20 protein-coding genes and 1 pseudogene are annotated in these 23,910 nt (G+C 58.8%); 6 read left to right on the plus strand and 15 right to left on the minus strand.

Going from position 1 to position 23,910, the window contains the following annotated elements:
* Window positions 1–173: 173 nt before the first annotated feature.
* The 13 genes and pseudogenes from HHJ18_RS07405 to copK form a co-directional block, all read right to left on the minus strand.
* Window positions 174–989 carry a ZIP family metal transporter gene (locus tag HHJ18_RS07405; protein WP_296913359.1) on the minus strand — a complete coding sequence of 272 codons (816 nt, stop codon included), beginning with the start codon at window positions 987–989 and terminating at the stop codon, window positions 174–176.
* Between the two features lie 247 nt (window positions 990–1,236).
* Window positions 1,237–1,842: pseudogene (locus HHJ18_RS07410) on the minus strand (dienelactone hydrolase family protein); the annotation flags it as partial.
* Window positions 1,843–1,937: 95 nt separating this feature from the next.
* A complete protein-coding gene (locus HHJ18_RS07415; protein WP_296913362.1) occupies window positions 1,938–3,317 on the minus strand; it encodes an FAD-containing oxidoreductase in 1,380 nt (459 codons plus the stop codon).
* A complete protein-coding gene (locus HHJ18_RS07420; RefSeq protein ID WP_296913364.1) occupies window positions 3,301–4,470 on the minus strand; it encodes a patatin-like phospholipase family protein in 1,170 nt (389 codons plus the stop codon). Before HHJ18_RS07420 ends, HHJ18_RS07415 begins: the two co-directional genes overlap by 17 nt.
* A gap of 113 nt (window positions 4,471–4,583) precedes the next feature.
* The gene (locus HHJ18_RS07425; protein WP_296913367.1) at window positions 4,584–4,793 is read right to left on the minus strand and encodes a DNA polymerase; all 210 of its coding nucleotides are present in this window, start codon (window positions 4,791–4,793) and stop codon (window positions 4,584–4,586) included.
* Window positions 4,794–4,842: 49 nt separating this feature from the next.
* A complete protein-coding gene (locus HHJ18_RS07430; RefSeq protein ID WP_296913370.1) occupies window positions 4,843–5,724 on the minus strand; it encodes a Brp/Blh family beta-carotene 15,15'-dioxygenase in 882 nt (293 codons plus the stop codon).
* A gap of 3 nt (window positions 5,725–5,727) precedes the next feature.
* Window positions 5,728–6,930 carry a lycopene cyclase family protein gene (locus tag HHJ18_RS07435; protein ID WP_296913373.1) on the minus strand — a complete coding sequence of 401 codons (1,203 nt, stop codon included), beginning with the start codon at window positions 6,928–6,930 and terminating at the stop codon, window positions 5,728–5,730.
* Entirely contained in the window at window positions 6,920–7,882 is a 963-nt protein-coding gene (locus HHJ18_RS07440) for a phytoene/squalene synthase family protein (protein ID WP_296913375.1), read from the minus strand. The genes HHJ18_RS07435 and HHJ18_RS07440 overlap by 11 nt, the downstream gene beginning before the upstream one ends.
* A complete protein-coding gene (gene crtI, locus HHJ18_RS07445; RefSeq protein WP_296913378.1) occupies window positions 7,879–9,381 on the minus strand; it encodes a phytoene desaturase family protein in 1,503 nt (500 codons plus the stop codon). The genes HHJ18_RS07440 and crtI overlap by 4 nt, the downstream gene beginning before the upstream one ends.
* Window positions 9,378–10,358: a polyprenyl synthetase family protein gene (locus tag HHJ18_RS07450; protein ID WP_296913380.1), complete on the minus strand. Its 981-nt coding sequence runs from the start codon at window positions 10,356–10,358 to the stop codon at window positions 9,378–9,380. Before HHJ18_RS07450 ends, crtI begins: the two co-directional genes overlap by 4 nt.
* A 166-nt stretch (window positions 10,359–10,524) precedes the next feature.
* Window positions 10,525–11,328, minus strand: a complete 804-nt coding sequence (locus HHJ18_RS07455; RefSeq protein ID WP_296913381.1) for a bacteriorhodopsin-like — start codon at window positions 11,326–11,328, stop codon at window positions 10,525–10,527.
* Between the two features lie 251 nt (window positions 11,329–11,579).
* Window positions 11,580–14,399, minus strand: a complete 2,820-nt coding sequence (gene polA / locus HHJ18_RS07460) for a DNA polymerase I (protein ID WP_296913384.1) — start codon at window positions 14,397–14,399, stop codon at window positions 11,580–11,582.
* A gap of 453 nt (window positions 14,400–14,852) precedes the next feature.
* Window positions 14,853–15,134 (minus strand): periplasmic Cu(I)/Cu(II)-binding protein CopK, encoded by a 282-nt coding sequence (gene copK, locus HHJ18_RS07465; RefSeq protein ID WP_296913386.1) that lies wholly within the window; start codon window positions 15,132–15,134, stop codon window positions 14,853–14,855.
* 442 nt (window positions 15,135–15,576) lie between these two features.
* Here copK and HHJ18_RS07470 point away from each other — a divergent pair, with 442 nt between their 5' ends.
* The 5 genes from HHJ18_RS07470 to HHJ18_RS07490 all read left to right on the plus strand — a co-directional run bounded on the left by HHJ18_RS07470 (window position 15,577) and on the right by HHJ18_RS07490 (window position 20,138).
* Complete coding sequence (locus HHJ18_RS07470; protein WP_296913389.1) at window positions 15,577–16,260, plus strand: heavy metal response regulator transcription factor; 684 nt, start codon at window positions 15,577–15,579, stop codon at window positions 16,258–16,260.
* Window positions 16,257–17,672, plus strand: coding sequence for a heavy metal sensor histidine kinase (locus HHJ18_RS07475; RefSeq protein ID WP_296913523.1), 1,416 nt, complete (start codon window positions 16,257–16,259; stop codon window positions 17,670–17,672). The genes HHJ18_RS07470 and HHJ18_RS07475 overlap by 4 nt, the downstream gene beginning before the upstream one ends.
* Before the next feature lie 112 nt (window positions 17,673–17,784).
* Complete coding sequence (locus HHJ18_RS07480; protein ID WP_296913391.1) at window positions 17,785–18,162, plus strand: hypothetical protein; 378 nt, start codon at window positions 17,785–17,787, stop codon at window positions 18,160–18,162.
* A gap of 45 nt (window positions 18,163–18,207) precedes the next feature.
* Entirely contained in the window at window positions 18,208–19,158 is a 951-nt protein-coding gene (locus tag HHJ18_RS07485; RefSeq protein ID WP_296913394.1) for a homoserine kinase, read from the plus strand.
* A gap of 164 nt (window positions 19,159–19,322) precedes the next feature.
* On the plus strand, window positions 19,323–20,138 hold the full coding sequence (locus tag HHJ18_RS07490; protein ID WP_296913396.1) for a BPSS1780 family membrane protein: 816 nt from the start codon (window positions 19,323–19,325) through the stop codon (window positions 20,136–20,138).
* A 44-nt stretch (window positions 20,139–20,182) separates the two neighbouring features.
* Here the strand turns inward: HHJ18_RS07490 and HHJ18_RS07495 are convergent, their stop codons facing one another.
* Both HHJ18_RS07495 and HHJ18_RS07500 read right to left on the minus strand, forming a co-directional pair.
* Entirely contained in the window at window positions 20,183–20,545 is a 363-nt protein-coding gene (locus tag HHJ18_RS07495; protein ID WP_296913399.1) for a hypothetical protein, read from the minus strand.
* 73 nt (window positions 20,546–20,618) lie between these two features.
* The gene (locus HHJ18_RS07500) at window positions 20,619–23,102 is read right to left on the minus strand and encodes a UvrD-helicase domain-containing protein (protein WP_296913402.1); all 2,484 of its coding nucleotides are present in this window, start codon (window positions 23,100–23,102) and stop codon (window positions 20,619–20,621) included.
* Window positions 23,103–23,168: 66 nt separating this feature from the next.
* Here HHJ18_RS07500 and HHJ18_RS07505 point away from each other — a divergent pair, with 66 nt between their 5' ends.
* Entirely contained in the window at window positions 23,169–23,906 is a 738-nt protein-coding gene (locus HHJ18_RS07505) for a hypothetical protein (RefSeq protein WP_296913404.1), read from the plus strand.
* Window positions 23,907–23,910: the final 4 nt, after the last annotated feature.

Consider the following 23,910-nt stretch of genomic DNA (forward strand, 5'->3'; position numbering starts at 1 on the left):
TCCGCAGACGCTACTTTTTTGATAGCTGCTTGCGCCCGCTCTTATTAGGCTAGAGCTCGATTTAGCCTGTAATTCCGTTTCCAGATCATTCGTGAAGGCGAAGCCGACAAAGTGCAAGGATGATCTGGAAATAAAATAAATCGGGTGCGCGGGCATTGAAGCCTACTGCTCCATCAATGCGAATTCGCAACTCGGCTGATCAGCGTCACCAAGCCGATGCCAATGGCCAGCCAGGCTATCTGCGCCGCGGTTTCGCGGGCCGTCACGCGTTTTTGAAGCTGCGGAATCAGATCAGCCAGCGCGACATAAACAAAGCTGCTGGAGGCCAGCACCAGGAAAAAAGGCAGGTAGCCCAAAAGCTGGTCAACCAGCGCGAAGCCGATCACGCCGCCCAGTGCAGTCACGGCGCCGGCCAGTGACACCTTGATGAGGGCGATTCGCCGGTTGTTGGAGCTCTGGCGCAGCACCACCAGGTCGCCCATGTGGTGGGGTACTTCGTGCACCATCACGGCCAGCGCGGCGACCACGCCCAAGCGCAGATCGGCCATGAAGGCTGAGGCGATGAGGATGCCGTCGCCAAACGCGTGCACACTGTCGCCCGCCAGCACGGCCCAGCCGCCGCTTTTGTGGACGTGATCGTGGTCGTGCTCATTTTCATGGCCATGGGCGTGATGGCCGGCCTCTGCTTTCTGGCCGCTCGGGGCTTCGTCTCGATGTTCATGCCCGTGGTGCCACAGCTCGGCCTTGTCAAGCAGGAAGAAAAACACCAGCCCGACCAGCAGCGCGGCAAACAGGTTGTCGGGGCTGGCCTTGCTTTCGAAGGCTTCGGGCAGCAGGTGCATGAAGGCGGTGGCCAGCAGCGCACCGGCGGCCAGGCTGAGCATGTGCTGGGTGTAGCGCGCCAGCGCGCCAAAGCTAAGCAATGCCGCCAGCCACACGCTGCCGATGCCAGCGGCCAGGGTTCCTACCAAGATTGCTATCAAAGTCATAGCTGCTAACGCCCGTATTTATTGGGCTAGAGCCCAAAATGATTAGCAAAAACCTGCAAGGTAACCAGTCTGGGTACGCCACAAATCACAAACCCCGGACGCGGCATGACTGCCAAACACCGGGGTTCGTCCTATCTTATCAAGCGCGTCAAGGCGCCCGAAAAAAAGCCGCCGCCGCTTCGCTGAAGCGGCTGGCGCTGAATAAATACGCGGTTTGGGCGAGGTTTAGGCGAGGACCAGGCGAAGTCTAGGCGACGCCGTGCGCCTTGAACCAGGCCAACGCACGCCGGTAGCCGTCTTCGGCCTCGGCCTTACGGTAGCTGGGGCGGTAGTCGGCATGAAAGGCGTGTGGCGCCTGAGGGTACACCACAAACTCCGAGTCCCTGGCGGCCGCATTGCCCCTGTGGCCGGACTCAGCCAGCACGTCTTTCATCTGGTTGATGCTGATCAGCGGAATGCCACCGTCTTGCCCGCCGTACAAGCCGAGCACCGGGGCCTTCAGGCTGCTGGCCAGATCCAGCGGATTTTTGGGGCTGAGCGGCGACGGCGTGCCGACCACGCGGCCGTACCAGGCCACGCCGGCCTGAACGTTTTTGCTGTGCTCGGCATACAGCCAGGTAATGCGGCCGCCCCAGCAAAAGCCGGTGATGCCGACTTTGCGGGTATTGCCGCCGTTGGCGCCAGCCCATTTCACGGCACCGTCCAGGTCGGCCATCACCTGTTCGTCGGGCACCTTGGCGACCACTTCGGAAATGAGCTTGGCAATTTCGTTGTACGTGCCAGGGTTGCCCTGGCACGCATACAGTTCGGGCGCGATGGCGAGGTAGCCAGCTTTGGCGAAGCGGCGGGCGGTGCGGTCTCAAGCACCTCGGGCAATGCCAAAAGCGCAGCGCCCATGGTTGCGGCTGCGCGCGTTAACCGTTAACCATTGCGCAGCAGCGCTCGGTGCTAGTCCATGGGCTTCAAATCACCCAGCACGGTAGGAATCAGCTCGGCTACGGTAGGATGAATGTGAACCGAGCGCTGCAGCACGGTGTAGGGCGCCTTGGCGTACATCACATCCAGGATGCAGTGGATGGCTTCGTCGCCGCCCACGCCCAAGATCGCTGCGCCCAGAATCTGCTGCGTATCGGCATCCACCGTTATCTTCATGAAGCCCTGGGTCTCGCCCTTCTCGACCGCGCGGCCCACGCGCGTCATCATGCGCTGGCCCACCAGGGCGCGGCGACCGGACTTGCGGATCTCGGCATCGCTCATGCCGACACGGCCCAGCGGCGGATCAATGAACAGGCCATAGGCCGTGATTCGGTCGTCAACGCTGCGGCTTTCACCCTTGAGCAAGTTGTCGGCCACGATCTCAAAGTCGTTGTAGGACGTGTGGGTGAAGGCGCCCTTACCATTGCAGTCGCCCAGCGCCCAGATGCCGGGCACCGGAGTGCGCAAGCCAGAGTCCACCACGACGTAGCCATGCGGGTCGAGCGCCACGCCGGCTTTATCCAGCCCCAGGTCGTCGGTATTGGGCACACGCCCCACGGCCACCAGCAGGTGCGAGCCCAGCACCTCGCGCGAGGCCCCGGCGCAATCCCATTTGACGGCGATCTGCGCGCCACGCTTTTCTACCGTCATGCCCCCGGCAGCGGTTTCAATGCGAACGCCTTCGTTGCGCAGGATATCGGCAATACAGCTCGACACATCAGCGTCTTCGCGGCCAATGATCTGCTGCGCCTTCTCGACGACAGTGACCTGCGCGCCAAAGCGCCGGTAGATTTGCGCAAACTCCAGCCCGATGTAGCTGCCGCCGATGATGATCAGGTGTTCGGGTAAATAGTCAACGTCCATGATGCTGGAATTGGTGAAGTACGCCACCTGCTCCAGACCCGCAATGGGCGGCACCAGCGCACGGGCGCCGGTGTTGATGAAAATTTGCTTCGCTTGCAGCACATCGCCATTGACGCGCAGCGTGTCGGGGGACTCAAAGCGCGCATGCCCTTCAATCACCGTAGCGCCGGCCAGGCCCTTGAGCCACTTTTCGATGTTGACGCTGGCGGTGTCCGCGACCGCATCCTTGCGCGCCTTGACGCGTTTCATGTCAACCCTGATCTTGCCGTCAATCATCACGCCGTAGTCGGCGCTGCGCCGCGCCAGTTGCGCGGCATAAGCGCTGGCGACCAGCGTCTTGGTGGGCATGCAGCCGGTATTGACGCACGTGCCGCCAAAGCGCTTGCGCTCAATGATGGCCACCTTCTGGCCCGCCTTGGCCAGTCGCTCGGCCAATGGTGGCCCGGCCTGACCGGTGCCAATAATGATGCTGTCAAATTGCCTGTTCATACTGCGTCTCCTCATGAATGATTACGCCGTCCATCGTGCCCGCCGGTCGCTGCCACGGCGCCAGCTCGAGCTGTCGGCGCGTATCGGCGTAACCTGCCTGCCAGCGCGCCTGAATGCCGTCCGCGCTGAAGTCAATGTCCTTGGTCAGGTCTTCAAGCGCCAGCCGGGGCGCCAGCAGGGGCACCAGATGCATGACGGTGGCGCAACCGAAGTCGAGCAGCTCGCGCACGTCTGCGTCCTCACGTTTTGCCGCTGGAAGGTATTTTCCGAGTTCGCGAATGACGTGGCGCATCTGGTGAATCTGCTGCTGGCGCCTGACGTGACTCTTGTCACGGCTGGCATATTGAATGTCCTTCTGGCGGCCCATCACCTGCCAAACGCTTTGTGGCTCGGGACCCTGCGGATGCCATACGTTGGCCGAAAAGATCAATGAGTTGCGTCGCGGTATGTCGTCCATCACCACCTCGATAGGAGAGTTGGAATAAATGCCGCCGTCCCAATACGCCTCACCGTCAACGCGTATGGCCGGAAACGCCGGCGGCAACGCGCCCGATGCCATGACGTGCTCGACGCCAAGCGGCCCGTCTCGGCTGTCGCGGCTGTCAAAATAGTTCATTTCCCCGCTGACCACGGACACAGCCCCCAGCGTCAAACGGCAATTCTCGGCGTTGATGTAGTCAAAGTCAATCAGTGCCGCCAGCGTGTCGCGCAAGGGTTCGGTGCTGTAAAAAGCCGCCTGCTCGACGCCGACTGCGGCATTCACGTCACCCGCGGCACGCCGGTTCGGTTTGAAAAACCCGCCAACCCCACCGGCATAGATTTTGTAGTTGGCCGCCGCATGGCTCAGAGCCGCCCACCATGCGCCGAAGTCCGCCCGGTCCTGCTGCTGCACCATGTGCCAGAACCGGCTGAGCTTGTCCATTCGCTGGGCCGGGGGATTGCCCGCAATGATCGCACCGTTGATGGCACCGATGGATGTGCCAATGACCCATTGCGGCTCCATCCCCGCCTCATGCAGGGCCTGATAAACCCCGACCTGGTAGGCGCCGAGCGCGCCGCCGCCCTGCAGCACCAGCACGATCTGGCCGGCATCGTAGGACGAAGTGGACGGCGTCGCGCCGGACGCTTTTTGTTGTTTGCTGGAGCTGGCCATGATGTTCCTCGTGATGGTGTGGTGGGGTGGGCCACGCGGTGAACTACCCATTTAAACGCGGACTGCCTTGCCGCTGCTCGCAACCGCTGACGGCGCACGATCCACGCGTTAAGTTAGTGAGCCTTTTCCCAGTTCGGTCCAAAACCAATCTCGGCCAGCAGCGGCACTTTGAGGTCCGCCACGCCGGCCATCAGGCGCGGAACCTCGTTCCTGACCCATTCGCCCTCGGCCGCAGGCACTTCAAACACCAGTTCGTCATGCACCTGCATGATCATTCTGTTGCCGCGCTTCTCAAGGTCCAACACGTCCTGCACCTTGACCATGCTGAGCTTGATCCGGGCGACTCAAGACTTCATCTTGTTTTGACCTCCCCTAAAAACTACCAGATTTCACCCAACCAGAAAACCGGACCCTTTCCACCAGCAGCATATGCGGCACAGTCAAAGCCGCCAATCCAATAAAAACAAGCCGCACGATATGCATATCGAACGCCAAATCCTGGAAAAAATACAAGGCCAACGCAGACCCGACTGACACTGCAGCCATCGGCGCAGCACTGGTCAGCAACAATCTGAACGCAGACAACCCTGCGTACCGTTGGGTACGCAGCACATGGCGAGCGCTGTGCATGACACAAAAAAATAACGCGAATGCCAGCAGCGGTGGTACAGCAATTGCCAACAAGCTGACTGATGCAATTTCAAGAAAAGTCAGCCAATTTCGTCGCCACATAAAAACCAATACCAGCGCAGTAGCTGTCAACCATGGCCATGCGAGCCAACGCATGCCTGCGACCAGGGTATCCGCAGCGCTGGCACCTGTCAAAAAACCAAATAGCTGAGAGACCTCAGCGGCATGTAGCAATACCGGAAAAAAAATGAATGCACCGCCGTAAAAAATGCGGGCGACCCGTGGTGTATCAGGAACCAGATCGCCGGAAAAGTGCACTGCAGATGCGATCAAAAAAAGTGTCAAAAATGCGCTGGGCATCAACCACCAAAGCCCAATCACCATAGCGCCCAAGGTGACATAAATTACTGTAAAAGCAATCCAGCCCGGCAGTGACTGAATGCCATACAACTGCCTTGCAAAAATCGGGTCAAGCGCCCCATGCGGCACGCCAAAAACAAGTACCAGTATTGCAAAAATACACAACTCTGCTTGTGGGTTGAGCTGCGGCAACGCGGTGGCAGCAACCGTCAACATCAAGGCCAGCACGCTGAACGCCAAACCTTGAATTTGTAGTGGACGCATTTTTTAAGCTGCGGCAGGCCGCTGCACTTTTCGTGAACGCGGCCTTGCCAGCGCTTGCAAAAAAGGCCATGGGGGCAGTGCAGCCACTACTGCGGCGTAATCTGCAAATGTGCCTTGATCGCTTAAAAACCGAATCATGCGTCTGGTATCTACCGCTTCAAACAGTGCCATGAATAAATCTGGCGCGAGCTGCGGATGCGTACGAACCACGTTCAAAAAAAGCGCGTCCATGGCGCGCAGCGCCCAGCGGTCAGGCGCGTGTCCAATCGGGGCTTGGCCGCTGGCAACCGAATGTGCACAGGCAGTAGCCCAACGCTGAATGCGTACGAACGCATACCCGGTACTGGGCCGGGCGCCGCCCGCAGTCAGGCCAGCGCGAACATAGCTGGTGTCAGGGCTGGGTAGTACGGGGCGGCCCCCCATTGGAAGCACCCCATGCTCGGTATGAAGCACTGAAACCGTAGCGTTGCCGACACACTGCGCCACTGCCTTGGCCTGCACATCCCTGAAAGCATCTGGACCCAGCGGGTCGGGTCCAAAGACAGTGAACTCGATCAGCGCCCGGGTGCTGGATACAGGTAGCAAATAAACAAAACTAACCGCGTTGGGAAATGCAACCAGCGCGCCACTGGCATTGGCTGCAGAAAAGTCCATCAGTTCGCCGCAAGTCGGGTTAAAAACGTCGGCCTTGCATTCAATTTCCTGGCCGTAAAACGACTGCCACAGCACCGCACCATCACGCACGGGTTGACAGACGGGTCGGGTGTCAACCACATAGCGACTCAATACAGGGCCGGCACTGGTCTCAATACACCACAAGTCACCTTGCTTTTCTGGCTCGTGGGTGACTGTCGTGCCCCTATGAAGCGCAATTTGATCCGACTGATTTATCACATTTTCCGCATCTTCATAAAACAGTCCAGCAGGTACCATGAGATAGGGCGTAGCGCCGCAATCAAGCGTGACGCTACGCTCCACGGTTGTCACCCGCATGGTTTGCCACTGCTGCTGCACCCGGTGCTGCGCAAGGCCTGTGGGATCTTTGAAAAAACACCAGGTCCGGTCATTGGAGTAGCTGATGCGGCTCTCCAGCACCATGACCTTTGGGATGAGCGAACTCTGGCCACCCAGCTTGGCAAGCGCCACGGCAAGGCTCAATCCGGCGCAGCCACCGCCCAAAACAAGCAGATCGGTTTTACACGCCATGGCCTGGTCTGGATAAGCGCTCGAAACCCATCAGCCCGCCCAAAGGGGCATGCAAGGTGTCGTCATGCGACCGGGGGCACCGCCAAAATGCGCGATGTAACGGAACCGTCAAAAGCGCCCGCGCCGTGACCACTGCCTTTTGAGGCTTGCGCACGATGGCTCGTCCTGTCCAGTACGCATAGTCGCGCTGCCTGAGCTGTGCCCCAATCGCCTGATAGGTGCGTGCCGCCACCAAAATGCCACTGCGCGCGCCTAGCGGCAAATAAGGCAGTCCCAGCTCTGCACTGCGGTAGTACACGTCCGCGCGGTCTAAAAGAGCGGCTACACACCGAAAGAGCGCCGGACGCAGCGCCTCGACCGGGCAAATCAATGCCTGCGGCGCCAAGTCGCCCAACATGGATTGAGGAATATACCGCCGCCCAGTCTGTGCGTCTGCCGCAATGTCACGACAAATATTGGTCAGTTGCATGGCAATCCCAAGGTCAACAGCATAAGGTAGAGCAGAAGAATCTTGGGTATCCAACACCCTGCACATCATCAAGCCCACTGTACCCGCAACCTGATAGCAATAACGCAGCAAGGCATTTTCGTCAGGTATCAGAACAACGCCCAGATCTGAAGCTACTCCCGAAATCAATTCCAGCACTATGGAACGCTCGATGGCACATTCGCGCATGAGATCAATTCCATCTTGAATCACAGGATGATCCGACGTGCCTCTTGTTATGTCTTGAGCAGCAAGCACAAGTGCTGCGCTGCCCAATTCAGGGGAACTGGATTCGTCTGCAAGGTCATCAATGTGTCTGCAAAAGCTGTAGAGCCGGGTTGCTCTGGAGGCGTGCAGTGATCCCATCAGATGGCGTGCCCAGTGAAACGTCTTGCCCTTTTGCGCCAAGGTCATATCGGCTTGGCATAAGCCTGATTTACCCGCACTATTGGTTTGCAAATTCACGGAGCACCTCTCACAGTCACTCCAGCATTCGAGTGGACCATCGGTATCAAAGCATCCAGCACTTTGGCCGAGCACAAAACGCCTGGAACGCCCGCACCGGGATGGGTTCCAGCGCCTACCAGGTATAGATTTTTGATGCCCTCCGCCTGGTTGTGAAAACGAAACCAGGCAGATTGCCGAAATAGGGGTGCTACCGAGAACCCTGCACCATATGCACTGAGATAGTCGGTTTGAAAGTCTTCCGGTGTCATGAAAAAATCGCTGGTAATGCACTGCGCAAGGCCGGGCAAGATTGTTTTGTCCAGCGCGGCAACAATGCGCGATTGCAACCTTGGTGCCTCCTTTTTCCAGTCAACCGCGCCTGCAAGATTTGGCACTGGGCACAGTACATAAAAGCTGTCACAACCGGCGGGCGCAAAACTGGGATCAGTTGCGGTAGGGCGATGAAGATACAAGGAAAAATCTTCCGACAGGGTTTTACCGTGAAAAATATCGTCGAGCAATTCACGATAACGATCGCCCATCCAGATGGTATGGTGCGCAACGCCCGGATAGACACGCGTGGTCCCGAAGTACAGGACAAACAGGCCCATCGAAAACTCTGCAGCCTTCAGTTTTAACCGACTGGATACTGCTTGCTCTGTGGGCCTGATCATTGCACTGTACAGATGCGCAGGGTCGACATTTGACACCACCACATCAGCCGACAGGGTTGCGCCATCCGCCAGGACGACGCCGCGTGCAACACCTTGTTCTATATCGATCTGACTGACGGTGGTGTTGAGCTTGATATCGATTCCGTGTCTGACCATCAAGCTGGTCAGCGCTGCGGTTATCGCACCTGTTCCACCCATCGCAAAGTGCACACCATACGCACGCTCCAGGTAATGAATCAAACCGTAGATGCTGGTGGTATCGAACGGATTTCCACCAACCAGAAGTGGTTGAATGGAGAACGCCTGCCTTAACTTGGGGCTGTATAAGTGGCGGGAAACCAGTTGCCAGACGGTTGCATAACTTCGAAGTCCAACGAGCCTGGGAATTTGTCTGACCATGGTCATGAAACGGTGAAAAGGCATGGCAGAGAGCTCTGTAAAACCGACATCGAAGATTCTCTTCGACTCAGCCAGCAGCTCGCGATAGCCGTCGCAGTCGCGTGGCTCTATGCGTGCAATTTCAGCCAGTGTTTCATCGAGCGTGCCGCCGTAGTCAAAGCTCGTGTTGTCGGAAAATTGAAAGCGGTACCACGGCTTCAACGGAACCAGCCGAATGTGGTCTGTCATCTTCTCGCCAAATAGCGCAAATAGTTCTTCAAACAGAAACGGTGCCGTGATGACTGTAGGCCCGGCGTCATGCCGGAATCCATCTCGTTCGAATACCTGTGCCCGTCCTCCGAGTGCTGCGCAACGGTCAATAATCAACACGTCATAACCTTTGGCACGCATTCGTAATGCCGCAGCCATGCCTCCAAAACCGCCACCAACAACAAGCGCCTTCATCGAAAGCGCTTGCCCATCAACCGTGCATGTAATTCAATCGCCAGTTGCTGAAATAGACAACCGGCCTGCCAGGGTAAGTCAGCACTGGCAGCAGCCGCTGACAGGAGGTATTGAAGGCCCAGCTTCCGGGCAAGTTCTCTGGCTCTGAAGTCGCTGGCAGCATGGATTGCCTGTAGAACTTGGACAATGTTGATCGCTGGTGCTGACCCAGCCCGAACTATGTCCGCTTCAACATCAAGCAGGTCGTCATAAATCTGGTAGCCAATAGCGAACAAATCAGCCGCTCTTTTTGCGCCAGCCAGTGCATCAGTTTTATCGGCTGCCAATAGCGCCAGTTCGATCGGCAAGCCGAGTAGAGCGCCAGATTTGGCGATGGTAATCCTTCTGTAATCGTCAACACTGAACGGCCGGGTTCTCAATAGGGCGAGGTCAACGCATTGCCCGCGGATAGCTTGGGTAATGCGAGTGTGCGTGAGGCTTATCAGTTGTGGCAATCTGCGCTTGTCACCGACTCCCGCAAGGGCGCAATAGGCTGCTGATAACAACAGGTCTCCCGCGCAAATGGCTACCTCATCACCATAGACGACCCAAACCGTTTCACAGTCCCGCCTTGCTCTGTCGCGGTCCTGAAGATCGTCGTGTACCAGCGATGCATTATGTAAAAGTTCAGCAGCGGCTGCCAGTGAAAATGCATCGCTTTTCACCAAGCCGAGGCTCTCGCTAGCGTGTAAAGCAAGTCTTGCGCGAATTCTTTGGCCGCCAGATTCAAGGTGATACATCGCAGCAGACCTTGCGATGTCTGCGACAGGCGTGCTTTCCTCGTCACCTACCCCAATGAGGGCCTCCATTGTTCGCTCAACTTCGAGCAAATCCGAAGCCGCTGCGTCAACACGGGCTGCCCGCCTGGTGACAAGACCCTGCATAAAATACCCCTCGAAAAGCAGAGAAAGATTTGATACTCTCGTCTGATTTTTCAATCAGACATTGCTATCGCCTCTCGGCCTCAAATCCAATGTTGCTGCCAATCAGTGGTAGCGAAAACATGCCAGATATCGCGTTTTCACCACCATCGGTTGACTTCAGACGTCGCTAAAAAATCGCGAGCCAGCCAATTTAAAAGCTGTGCACTGACTTTTGAAATTCTCAGCTGGCTTTTGCGTGCTCAGATTCGCTGACTGCGACTGACCAGATGATCAAGCCGAACGCAATCTTGTTTAACACATCCGCAGCGTTATAGATGATGTTCAAAGCATTGGCGCTGGTCTCTGGGCTACTGCTGGTCAGGTAACCAAAAAAGTATCCCAATGGGTAGATCACCCAGCCAAAAGTCACGATCAAACGCATGGAGTTGAAGGCTGACTGGACTGCTGGTGGTGCACTTTGGGCGTTGATTTTCCCCGCTTGGCCAAAGAAAATTTCGTACAAAATAAATGCCCAACCCGCCATACCAATGATGAAAGCAGGCCAGACAGGCATGTAACCGGCTTCGCCAAGGTAGCCGCCTATCAGCATCACGAATGTGCCGATCATCAGGCGCCAGAACACGCCGCTGGGGACCTTTGTGATGGCTGACAAAATCAGGTAAAACTCAATCATGAGGAGCGGAACGGTAATCAACCAGTCGATGTAACGAAACACCGTAGGCGTAGACCCCGTGGCGACCCAAACGTCACGCATGTAAAAATAATGGACTGAGGCGATCAGCGTTACCAAGCCGGATACAGTCAGTGATGTCTTCCATTTTGCAGAAACTCTATCGCGTTCCAGGAAGAAAAAAACAGTGGATGCGATAAGAGCCATCGAGATTATCCAAAAGGATATTCCGACGAAATCGTCTTGTTTAAGAGCTGAGCTTGAGGCTGCAAATGCCGAGCTCGATAAGGTAGCTGTGAATACGCCTACAGCGCCGACCTTGGTCGTGACCGACTTCGTTTTTGACGTGATCATGCGGGTCTCCCTGAAGTTGCATGACTGGTTGATACGAAAGACATTTAAGTCTTCCACCTGTCATGGTTTCAGTGGTCTAGGCCCAGACTAACCATGAGACCTGACTTTATCGCGCGGTTTGTATGAACAACGCAAGGCAAGCGGCAAGTCCCACCATCGCACGGGGTTATGTACGCTAAAACACAGAGGGTTTCTACTTGTAAATTGTGTAGGCAAAAGCACGATTTTCACTGCACTTGTCGGTACGCCCATCAGTGCGCCTTCTCCCAATTGGCGCCCACCCCAATCTCAGCCAGCAACGGCACTTTAAGTTGCGCCACGCCGGCCATGAGGCGCGGGACCTCAAGCCTGACCCACTCGACTTCGGCCTCGGGCACTTCAAACACCAGTTCGTCATGCACCTGCATGATCATTTTGGTGCCGCGCTTTTCGGCATCGAGCACGTCCTGCACCTTGTTCATGCTGAGCTTGATCAGGTCGGCGGCCGTACCCTGCATGGGCGCGTTGATGGCGGCGCGTTCGGCGCCGCCGCGACGCGGGCCGTTCGGTGAATTGATCTCGGGCAGGTAGAGCCGCCGGCCAAACACGGTTTCGACATAGCCTTTGCTTTTAGCCGACAGACGCGTTTCGTCCATATAGCTTTTCACGCCAGGGTAGCGCTGAAAATACTTGTCGATGTAGGCGGCAGCCGCCTTGGTTTCAATGCTCAGGTTGCGCGCCAGGCCAAAACTGCTCATGCCATAAATCAGGCCGAAGTTAATCACCTTGGCATAGCGCCGCTGCTCGCTGCTGACCTGCTCGAGCGCCACACCAAAGACCTCGGCGGCGGTCGCGCGGTGCACATCCAGACCGGCAGTAAAGGCGTGCAGCAGCGCTTCGTCGCCGCTGATGTGGGCCATGATGCGTAGCTCGATTTGCGAATAGTCGGCGCTGGCAATGACGCTGCCGGCCGGCGCCACAAAGGCTTCGCGCACACGCCGGCCTTCGGCAGTCTTCACCGGAATGTTTTGCAGGTTTGGGTCGTTGCTCGACAAACGACCGGTGACAGCCACCGCCTGGGCGTAGTGCGTGTGCACCCGGCCGGTTCTGGGATTGGCCAGTTGCGCCAGCTTGTCGGTGTAAGTTCCCTTGAGTTTGGACAAACCGCGATGCTCCAGGATTCTGGCGGGCAGCGGGAAGTCTTCGGCCAGCTTTTCCAGCACTTCCTCGTCGGTGCTGGGCGCGCCGCTGGGGGTTTTTTTGACGACCGGCAGACCCAGCTTGGTGAAGAATATTTCACCAATCTGCTTGGGGCTGCCGAGATTGAAAATCTGGCCCGCCAGCTCATGCGCTTGGCTCTCCAGTTGCAAAATGCGCGCGCCCAACTCGCCGCTTTGTTTGGCCAGCGTCGGCGCGTCAATCAGCACGCCGTTGCGCTCAATGCGGTACAGCGATTCACTGCTTTGCATTTCCAGCTCGTAGATGAAGCGCAGTTTGTCATTGGCCTGGAGTTGCGGCCACAGCACGCCGTGCACATCCAGCGTCTGATCAGAGTCTTCACATGAATATTCAGCGGCCTTCGCAATATCGACCTGGTTGAATTTGATCTGGCTGGCACCCTTGCCGCACAGGTCTTCGTAGTTGATGCCACTGCGGCCCACATGGCGCTCGGCCAGACTGGCCAGTCCGTGCGGCTTGGTCACTTCGAGCACATAGCTTTGCAGCATGGTGTCGTGCGCATAGCCCTGCACTTCAATGCCATGGTTGGCAAACACGTGGCGGTCGTATTTGACGTTCTGGCCAAGCTTGGCCTTGCCCGGATTTTCCAGCCAGGGCTTGAGACGCGCCAGCACCTCATCGCGCGGCAACTGGGCGGGCGCGTCGGGATAGTCGTGGTTCAAAGGGATATAGGCCGCCTCGCCGGGCGTGACGCTAAAACTCACACCGACTATTTGCGCCAGCATTTCATCGAGCGAGTTGGTTTCGGTATCCACCGCCACCAGCTCTGCAGCGTCTATTTTGGCGAGCCAGGTGTCCAGCAAATCCCACGTCAAAATCGTGTCGTACTTGAGGTTGCTGGCGCGCTCGGCCAGCGGCGTGTCAAGCAGCGAAGGCTCGTCAAACAGGCCGGGAGAATCGCTGGAAGCGGCAGGCGTTCGCGAATGGCGCCGTTCGGCACCGCCAATCAATTCCGGCGGCGTGCTTTCAATGTCAATTTGCTTGACCAGCCCCTTGAACCCATAATTTTCATAAAAAACCTTCAAAGCCTCCGTCTGCTGGGCGCCAATAGCTATTGATTCCATAGCAGGCAAGCCATTAATATAGTCGGCCAGCGCGCAGTCTTTTTTGATCGTCAGCAGCTCGCGGCCCTTGGGCAGCCAGTCCAGTGAGGCACGCAGATTCTCGCCGACGGCACCCTTGATCTCGCTGGCTCTGGCCACCAGGGCATCGAGCGAGCCGTATTCTTTCAACCACTTCACGGCAGTCTTGGGGCCGACTTTAGGCACACCGGGCACGTTGTCGACCGCATCGCCCACCAGCGTCTGATAGTCCACCATCAGGCGCGGCGGCACGCCAAATTCCGCTTCGACGCCCGCCAGGTCGCGGCGCCGGTCATTCATCGTGTCGATGACGGTGATGTGTTCATCGACCAGTTGGCTCAGGTCCTTGTCGCCGCTGGAGATGATGACTTCGATGCACTGCCTGGACGCCATGCAGGCCAGCGTGCCGATCACGTCGTCGGCTTCGACCCCCGGCACGGCCAGCACTTTCCAGCCCAGCAGCTGCACCACCTCATGGATCGGCTCAACCTGACTGCGCAAATCATCGGGCATGGCCGAGCGCTGGGCCTTGTAGGCGGGGTACAGCGCATCGCGAAAGGTCGGGCCCTTAGAGTCGAACACGCAGACGGCGTAGTCGGCACGCACGTCCTTGCGCAGCTTTTGCATCATGTTGATCATGCCGCGAATGGCGCCGGTGGCGGGGCTCTGCGGGTCGCCGGGTTTGACGCGCAGATCCGGCATGGCATGAAAGGCGCGGTACAGGTAGCTGGAACCATCAACCAGCAGCAGGGTTTTTTTGTCAGTGCTCATAGCTCAGATTGTCGGGGGAAATCGCCGGCGATGGGGCACTCTCCCTCCAAGCAGGCCGTAACTGTGCCAGCCGCAATAGTCACTAACAAGTTATGTCATGGCATTTTTTTAGAAGCGTTCAATGCACGCCAGCCGTGGCTGGGATGATGTGAAGCGGGTGAGAGAGAAAGCCGCAGCGATTGCCGATTGCCCCAAACACGTGAGGTATAGCGGTCGGCAAGCGCCGCCTTTTTGATCAGGCTAAGCGTTTGCAAACGAGCCAATTGACGCAGCAGCAGCCGAGGGTGCGCTTGGGCCCGAGGCGCAACCCGCCATCACAATGCCCGGCAGCAACAGCGGGGCAATGCGGCGCAGCGATTTCCGATTTGTATTGATGGCAGCGCGCACTATGGGCATATTTTCCAAGAAAACGGCCCCATTGATAGGGGCTCGAAAAGAAGAAAATGACCAGTGTTATCGATTTCCGCCGCGAGGTTTCAGAAGCGATTCCAGACGAGCTACTTCATCGCCAACCATGATGACTCTCTGGCCGTCCTTGGTCTCCATCACATGTCCCGGCTCCATTCGGACGACTTTGCCGAGCTTGTTTTCCATTGCCATCTTGCCGTCTTTAAAGAGATAGATGGTTGATCCATCCTGGAGTTCGACGGATTTCTCCACTTTGTTCGCGTCTACCGCAAACGCGGACAAGGCGACCACACTGCCTGCAAAGACAACCAACATTTTTTTGAACATGATAAATTTTCTCCTGGTTGATAAACATAAAACGCAATAGCATCTTATGAAAATGAAGCTGTCGGGAGAATGACCCGAACGTGACACTTCAGTCATCGTTGTGTAATCTTCCGTTAGCGTCATACCTCTGCGGTCAAAGCGTTCAATCTACCTTTCAGACCCTTGTCGGCGGCCCCGCATTTGCGCGACAACGATGGACAACCGCAAGCCGGTCGACGAAGCGGATTTCCCGCGCAATCGGTCACGTTTGCCACGGGCTTGTTTCCTGCTCGCTGCGACAAAAGTGCTTGCGGTCCTGCCGCCGACGGAACCATCCCTACGGGCCTCCGGGCACGTCCCCAACAAACGCCTGACTGCACGATTACATTTTTGTCATCTACGCCGCGCACGGTTCCGGGCAACGCAAAATGGCTGCAACGTTGCGCTATCAAGGAGTACTGCCATGAAAATCCTCATTGTTGAGGACGAACCCAAGACCGGGGACTACCTGAAACAAGGTTTGGTCGAAGCCGGCTTCGTTGTCGACTTACTACGTGACGGCCGAGATGGTCTGCATCACGGATTGACCGATGCTTACGACCTGGCAATTCTCGATGTGATGCTGCCCGGCATCGACGGCTGGGCAATTTTGCAAGGCATCCGGAAGGCGGGCAAGGACACGCCGGTACTGTTCCTGACCGCACGCGACCATGTTGATGACCGCGTCAAGGGACTGGAACTTGGCGCGGACGACTATTTGGTGAAGCCTTTTGCTTTCTCTGAGTTGCTGGCCCGGGTGCGAACCTTGCTGCGCCGCGGAGTCAAGGCCACGACGCCGGAGTTTCTGCGCACCGCTGATCTGGAACTCGATTTGGTGCGGCGTCGCGTCGCTCGCGCGGGGCGGCGAATCGATCTGACGGCCAAGGAATTTGCCCTGCTTGAGCTGTTGCTGCGCCGCCAGGGTGAAGTCCTGCCGCGCTCGCTGATCGCGTCGCAAGTATGGGACATGAATTTTGACAGCGATACCAATGTGATCGAGGTCGCGATGCGCCGCCTGCGCGTCAAGCTGGGCGACAATTTTGAGCCCAAACTGATCCGCACCGTACGCGGTATGGGCTACGTTCTGGAGAACCCCGATTGCGCGTGAATGGACGAACATCAATCACCCGGCGCCTGACACTGCTGTTCGTCTTCGCGTCGTCGGCCGTGCTACTGGCGCTTGGCTTCGTGATCGCCTCTTCAGTGGAAAAGCACTTCGAGCAGCAGGACATGGAAGTGCTGACGGGCAAGATGGAACTGGCCGGCTATGCCCTCGAGAAATTGCAGTCGCAAAACGATTTGGAACGCATGAAGCAGCAGTTGCGTAATGCTCTGGTAGGGCACCCTGGGCTCGACGTGAGCATCTTCAGTCCAAACCAGACGGTAATCTTCGCCACGCCAGGCGCCAGCGCTCCCATCAATCTGGCGTCTGTCAACGCCAGGCGCAACCCGCACCGCCCGTTCACCTGGACGATTGGCGAAAGCAGCTACCGCGGCATCGCCGCTGAACTGTCGACCGGTATCAAGGAACAATCCAGGGTGTTCGTGGCGGTGTCCCTTGACATCGCGCACCATCAGGCGTTCTTGCGTTCTTTCCTGCGGACGCTGTGGCTGTTCGTGGCCGTGGCCGCGGCGCTGACCGGAATTCTCGGCTGGGCGGCGGCACGGCGTGGCCTGGCACCGCTGCGCGCCATGCGCGAACAGGCGCAAGTGGTTACGGCCCAACAACTGAGCCATCGCCTGCCGCTGGAATCGACGCCGGTCGAACTGGCCGAACTTGCCCAGTCCCTGAACGACATGCTGGCGCGCCTTGAAAAGGCGTTTCATCGACTCTCCGATTTTTCTTCCGACATCGCGCACGAACTGCGGACCCCGGTCAGCAACCTGATGACTGAAACTCATGTGGCCCTGTCGCGTCAGCGCAGTGCGGACGATTACCGCAGCATCCTCGAGTCGAATGCCGAGGAGTTCGGGCGCATGGCGCGGATGATCTCGGACATGCTGCTGCTGGCTAAGGCCGAAAACGGCTTGGGGACGCAGGCCCGCGAAATGGTCGATCTAGCCGCAGAGGTTCTTGTGCTGTTTGACTATTACGATGCAGTGGCCGAAGAAAAGGGACTGCGCCTCGTGCTTGAAGGCAACGGCGAGGTGAGCGCAGACCGGCTTATGTTGCGCCGCGCGCTGGGCAACCTGTTATCCAACGGGGTCCGGCATTCGACCGCGAATACCACGCTAAACGTGGCGATCAACACCAACAAGGAAATGGTCTCGGTTTGCGTGAAAAACATCGGCGACACAATTCCCCAAGAATATTGGAAGCGGGTTTTTGACCGCTTTTTCCGGGTCGACAACTCACGGCAACGTAGCAGTGAAGGCACTGGCCTGGGGCTGGCCATTGCCAAATCGATTGTCGGCGCCCATGGTGGAACCATCACGGCGGAGTCAATGATCGCAGTGACCACCTTCACTATCAGACTGCCGCGGGGCACGGACGCCTCTTTGACGCCAGGGTCGCTTTAAGTGCGCAAGGAAATGACGTAGCCGGGCAACGCGTTTCGTCGAAGCTCTTTTTTAGGCCAGGGCCCGTTTTCCAGGCTTTTTCAGTCGGTCTCCGGCCGCCTACAATACAGGGATGGAACACGCTTTTCGCACTTCTTTTGGTCATCTTTGCCGCCTCGGGCTGGCCACTGCACTCACTGCGCTGCCGCTGACCGCAGCCTTGGCACAAACCCAGGCGACTGCGCAAAACGCCGCGCCCACTTTGGCGGCAGAGGCCCCCGCCCGCGCCTCGCGTCCAGACCGGGCGATCGAACGCATCCGCACCGAAGACGCCGGCGCGCGCATTGATGAGCTGCGGGTAGGCGGCGAAACCCAGCAAATCACGATCCAGCCCAAGACCAGGGCGCCCGCTTACGAGGTCAAGCCGGCGGAAGGCGCGCGCGGCAAGGCGCCGGCGGCAGGCAGCAGCGACACAAACGGTTCGCGCGTCTGGAACTTCCTTAAGTTCTAGCTTTCTCCTTTTCTTCTCCTTTCCCTTTTTAGTTCAGTTTCAGGCATGGCCGTCTATACCGAAGTCTCGTTTGACGAGGCTGCTGCGTTTTTAAGCGCCTTGAATTTGGGCCAGTTGCAAAGCCTCAAGGGCACTGCAAATGGTATCGAAAACACCAACTATTTTGTAAATACCGACCAGGGCGAGTACGTGCTGACGCTGTTTGAGCGCCTGACGTTCGAGCAGTTGCCCTACTACCTGCACCTGATGAAGCACCTGGCGGCGCACGGTGTGGCCGTGCCTGACCCGGCGCCCGACGCCAAGGGCAACATCGTGCACCGACTCAAAGGCAAGCCGGCGGCCGTGGTCAACAAGCTGCGTGGCCACAGCGAACTGGCGCCGACGGCCGCGCATTGCGCCGCTGTCGGCGAGGCGCTGGCCCGCCTGCACCTGGCCGGGCTGGACTACCCGCGCAAGCAACCCAATCTGCGCGGTCTGGCCTGGTGGAACGAAACCGTGCCCGTGGTGCTGCCACGACTCGAGCCGGCGCAGCGCACGCTGATCCTGGGCGAGCTGGCGTACCAGAACCATGTCGCCGCCGCTTCGGGCTACCGCAGCTTGCCGCGCGGTCCTGTGCATGCCGACCTGTTTCGCGACAACGTGATGTTTGAGGACGGCCAACTCACCGGGTTTTTTGACTTTTACTTTGCCGGCTGCGACGCTTTTTTGTTTGACATCGGCGTCTGCCTCAACGACTGGTGCATTGACCTGGCCAGCGGCGCGCAAGATACGCCGCGCGCCAATGCCTTTATGGCCGCCTACCAGTGCGTGCGGCCCTTGACGGCGCAGGAGCGAAGCCTGTTACCGGCGCTGCAGCGTGCCGCGGCGCTGCGCTTCTGGATCTCCCGGCTCTGGGACTTTCACTTGCCGCGCGAGGCCGCCGTGCTCAAGGCACACGATCCTGGCCATTTCGAGCGCGTCTTGCGCGCACAGCTGCTGCAGCCCTACCAGCTGTGAGGTACTTGAGGCCAGGCGTTCATGGCATCCAAAAGGGCTTGGCAGGTGGCGCGCCGGCTTTAAGGCAAACTGTACGGTGCTCCATGGCAGGCGCGGCCGGCCCCGATTTTCCTGTCGCACCCTGAACGCAGACGCTTCTGTCCTCCCAATTTCTCCATGAATCCATGAAACTAAACATCGTTCCCGCGCGCACCGGACTGACCTGGGTCAAGCTCGGCATCAAGACCTTCGTCAAGCAGCCATTGGCCATGTCGGGGCTGTTTTTCATGTTCATGGCCATGCTCTCGCTGGCCACGCTGGTGCCTTTTGTCGGGGCGGCGCTGGCGCTGGCTTTGCTGCCGGCCGCCACGCTGGGCCTGATGGCCGCCACCCAGGAGGCAACCAAAGGCAAGTTTCCCATGCCCTCTATCCTGATCAGCGCCTTTCGCGCCGGCCAGCAGCGCAAGCGCGCCATGATGGTGCTGGGCGCGCTGTATGCTGCGGGCTTTTTGGCGCTGATGGCGGTGTCGGCGCTGTTTGACGGCGGCCAGTTTGCCAAGCTCTACCTGGTGGGCGGCAAGATTTCCGAAGAGCTGGTGATGCAAAGCGGATTTCAGACGGCGATGTGGGTGGCGATGGCACTGTACCTGCCGCTGTCGCTGCTGTTTTGGCACGCCCCTGCGCTGGTGCACTGGCATGGCGTGTCGCCGGTCAAGAGCCTGTTTTTCAGCTTCATGGCCTGCTATAAGAACTTTGGCGCGTTCATCGTGTTCGGCCTGGCCTGGACCGGCGTCTTCGTACTTGCAGCCATTATTGTTTCGCTGATTGCCACCGCGCTGGGCAACCCGACGGTGGCGACCGTGGTGATGTTTCCGGTCGCACTGGTGATCGTGGCGATGTTCTTTACTTCTATTTATTTCACGTTTCGTGATAGCTTTGAGGCCACCGATTCCGAGCCGTCACCGACCGACCCGATTGCAACAACTGAAGACGATTCGTGACCCCAGCCAGCACCATGCGGCCGGGCCGGCAAGCGGCTCATTGATCAGGTCGCGTAACGCACTTCCAGGATTTCGTACTCCAGCGCTTCGTGATAAGTCTTGTCATCGTGCAGTGCCAGGTGCAGCAGGATTTTCGCGGCGTGGGCCTTGATGACGCGGTGCAACAGCGCACCAATCAGCACCAGGGGCAAGCCGATCCATGGGTAACCGTACAGGCTCAGGGCGACGCCTATACCCAAAATGGGCAGTGATACGCCCACTACAAACAGGCGCTGCTTGACATACTTTTGCGCACGCTCCGGATTCACGATCAGGCGAAAACGTCCGGCGGGAAGGCCGGCGCGAAACTCCTGGTACGGCACATAAACCGGGGCGGGCGTTTCGGCGGAAGTCTTGGGCTCGTTCATCTTTATCTCGCTGGCAAATAATCCATGGGGTGGCGTAGAGGGGCCAGGGTAACTTGGGCGCCTAAATCACCGTCTAAACCACCGTCAGCTTGGCCACGCTCAAAGCCAGCCATTTCACGCCATGCCGCGTAAAGTTGATCTGCGCTCTGGCATCGTCGCCACTGCCTTCTAGCAGTTGCACCTTGCCCTCGCCAAACTTGGCATGAAACACGTTCATGCCGCTTTTCAGGCCATGCGCGGGTGCGCTGCGCTGCGGCGGTACGGTCGGACTGGCAAATCGCTCCGCACCGCCTGTTTTGGAAGAAAAAACGCCCTTAGCCCAATCACCACGGGCGCCACTAGCTCCTGAATTAATAGCATTGTTCCAGCCGCCGACGCCCGCGCCAGCACCCATTCCCAGACCCGAGGCAAAGCCCTGGTGCTTCGGCGTGATCCATTTGAGGGCCGCCTCGGGCAGCTCGTCAAAGAACCGGCTTTTCAGGTTGTAACGCGTCTGGCCATGCAGCATGCGGGTTTGCGAATGGCTCAGGTACAGGCGCTTGCGCGCGCGCGTGATGGCCACATACATCAGGCGACGCTCCTCCTCCAGGCCGTCCTGGTCGCTCATGGAGTTTTCGTGCGGAAACAGTCCCTCTTCCAGCCCGCTGATGAAGACGCAGTCGAACTCCAGCCCCTTTGACGAGTGCACTGTCATGAGTTGCACGGCGTCCTGGCCGGCCTGCGCCTGGTTGTCACCGGACTCCAGCGCCGCATGCGTCAAAAACGCCACCAGCGGCGACAGCGTTTCACCGGTTTCCGTGTCGGGCACCAGCAACCCGGGCAAGGCTTCAGCCAGTAGCGGCGCCGACGAATCCAGCCCCTGGCTGGCCGGTGACTGGCTGAGGTTCAGGCGCGTCACCGAGCCCTCCCCTTGCTCATCGACCGGCAGCGCCACGGCGTCGCGGCCAAAGCCTTCCTGGCTGACGAAGGACTCGGCGGCGTTGATCAGTTCGGCCAGATTCTCCAGCCGGTCCTGGCCTTCTTTTTCAGTTTTGTAGTGCTCTTCAAGCCCGCTGTGCTGCAACACCTGCTCGATGATTTCGCGCAGCGTGCAGCCAGCGGTCTGCTCGCGCAGCACGTCCAGCCTGGCGACAAAGGCGCCCAGATTGGCGCCGGCCTTGCCCGCCACAGCACTGACGCCGTCATGCAGCGAACAGCCCGCAGCGCGCGCTATGTCCTGCAACTGCTCGATGCTGCGCGCACCGATGCCGCGCGGCGGAAAGTTGACGACGCGCATGAAGCTGGTGTCGTCGTGCGGGTTGTCCAGCAGGCGCAGGTAGGCCAGCGCGTGCTTGATCTCGGCGCGCTCGAAAAAGCGCAGCCCGCCGTACACCCGATACGGCATGCCGGCGTTGAACAGCGCGGTTTCCATCACCCGGCTTTGCGCGTTGCTGCGGTACAGCAGCGCAATTTCCTTGCGCTCGCTACCATCGCGCACCAGTTGTTTGACCTCGTCAACAAACCATTGCGCCTCGGCAAAGTCACTGGTCGATTCGAACACCCGCACAGGCTCGCCGGGGCCGGCCTCGGTGCGCAGGTTTTTGCCCAGACGCTTGCTGTTGTGGCTGATCAGCTCGTTGGCCGAATCGAGAATGTTGCCGAAGCTGCGGTAGTTGCGTTCCAGCTTGATCTGCTGCGTGACCTGAAATTCACGCACGAAGTCGGCCATGTTGCCGACGCGCGCGCCGCGAAAGGCGTAAATGCTCTGGTCGTCGTCGCCCACCGCAATCACCGAGCCGCCGGGCATGGCATTCAGCCCCTGCGCCGCATCGGCGCCCTGCCCGGCCAGCATCTTGATCCAGGCGTATTGCAGCTTGTTGGTGTCTTGAAACTCGTCGATCAGGATGTGACGAAAACGCCGCTGGTAGTGCTCCCTGACGGAAGGATTGTCACGCAGCAGCTCGTAGCTGCGCAGCATCAGCTCGCCAAAATCCACCACGCCTTCACGCTGGCACTGCTCTTCGTACAGCGCATAAATCTCAACCTTCTTGCGGCCTTCTTCATCACGCACCTCGATGTCCTTGGCGCGCTGGCCGTCTTCCTTGCAACCGGCAATAAAGCGCGCGAGCTGCTTGGGCGGAAAGCGCTCGTCATCGACATTGAACTGCTTGCAGAGCCGTTTGATAGCTGACAGCTGGTCTTGCGTGTCCAGTATCTGAAAGGTCGAAGGCAAATTCGCCATCTTGTAGTGCGCGCGCAAAAAGCGGTTGCACAGGCCGTGAAAGGTGCCAATCCACATGCCGCGCACGTTGACCGGCAGCATCGCCGACAGACGCAGCAGCATTTCCTTGGCCGCCTTATTGGTGAAGGTGACGGCCAGAATGCCACCGGGCGAGACCTGGCCGGTTTGCAGCAGCCAGGCGATGCGGGTGGTCAGCACACGGGTCTTGCCGGAGCCGGCGCCCGCAAGAATCAGCGCGTGGGTGGCGGGCAGGGTCACTGCGGCCAGCTGCTCTGGATTAAGATTTTGCAAGAGCGGGGAGCTTGGCGCGCCGCGAGCGATGGTTTCTGGGATCATTCCCCATTGTAGAAAGCCCCAATTAACCTCTAAATAACTTTTAGATGACCCTTGGATGCCACCTGAATGAACCCTACTGCTTCTCCCCTTTTGACCTGCCTGCTGATCACGCTGGCGTCGTTCCTACCGCTGCAAGGAGCCAACGCCCAGTCGTATTGCGCCAGCGACGGCCAGCCCCGGCCGGTGCAACTGCTGGAGCGCTTCATCAACGCCGACTGCGACAACTGCTGGACCGACCCGGCCACGCCCAGGCCGGACGCGGGGGCCATCGCGCTGGACTGGATTGTTGCGGGCGCCAAGGGCGACGACGCGCCGCTGGCGGCCGCTGCCAGCGGTGATGCGCTGGCCCGGCTGCAAGCGCTGCGCCAGCGGCCGCCGGCGCGGACCAGCGCCAGCAGACACCGCATCAAGGGGCTGCCGGGCAGCAGCCTGCGCGTGGCCCACGGCCTGGCGTTGGGTGACTACCTGGGCGCCTCCATAGAGCTCAAACCCATCCCCCCAGCGGCCAAGGCGCAGACGTGGACCGCCTGGCTGGCCTTGGTCGAAGCCCTGCCGGCTGGCACCGAAGGCTCGCCGGTGCCACGAAATTTGGTCAGAAACCTGCTGCAGACCAATTGGGACGGGCGCAAACCGCTATTAAAAACAGAGCAGAATCGATTCTTTGAGCAACGCTCCATGCGGTTTGCCCCAGGCGTTGACGCAAGCCGGCTGCGTGTGATGGGCTGGGTTGAGAACCAAACCGGGCAAGTCGTGGTCGCAGCCGCGTCGCAATGCGTGCCCCAGAACAAGAACGAAAGGCCCTGAGCCG

Origin of the sequence: Polaromonas sp. (assembly GCF_012927455.1) — a bacterium.
Taxonomy (GTDB): Bacteria; Pseudomonadota; Gammaproteobacteria; order Burkholderiales; family Burkholderiaceae_C; genus Polaromonas.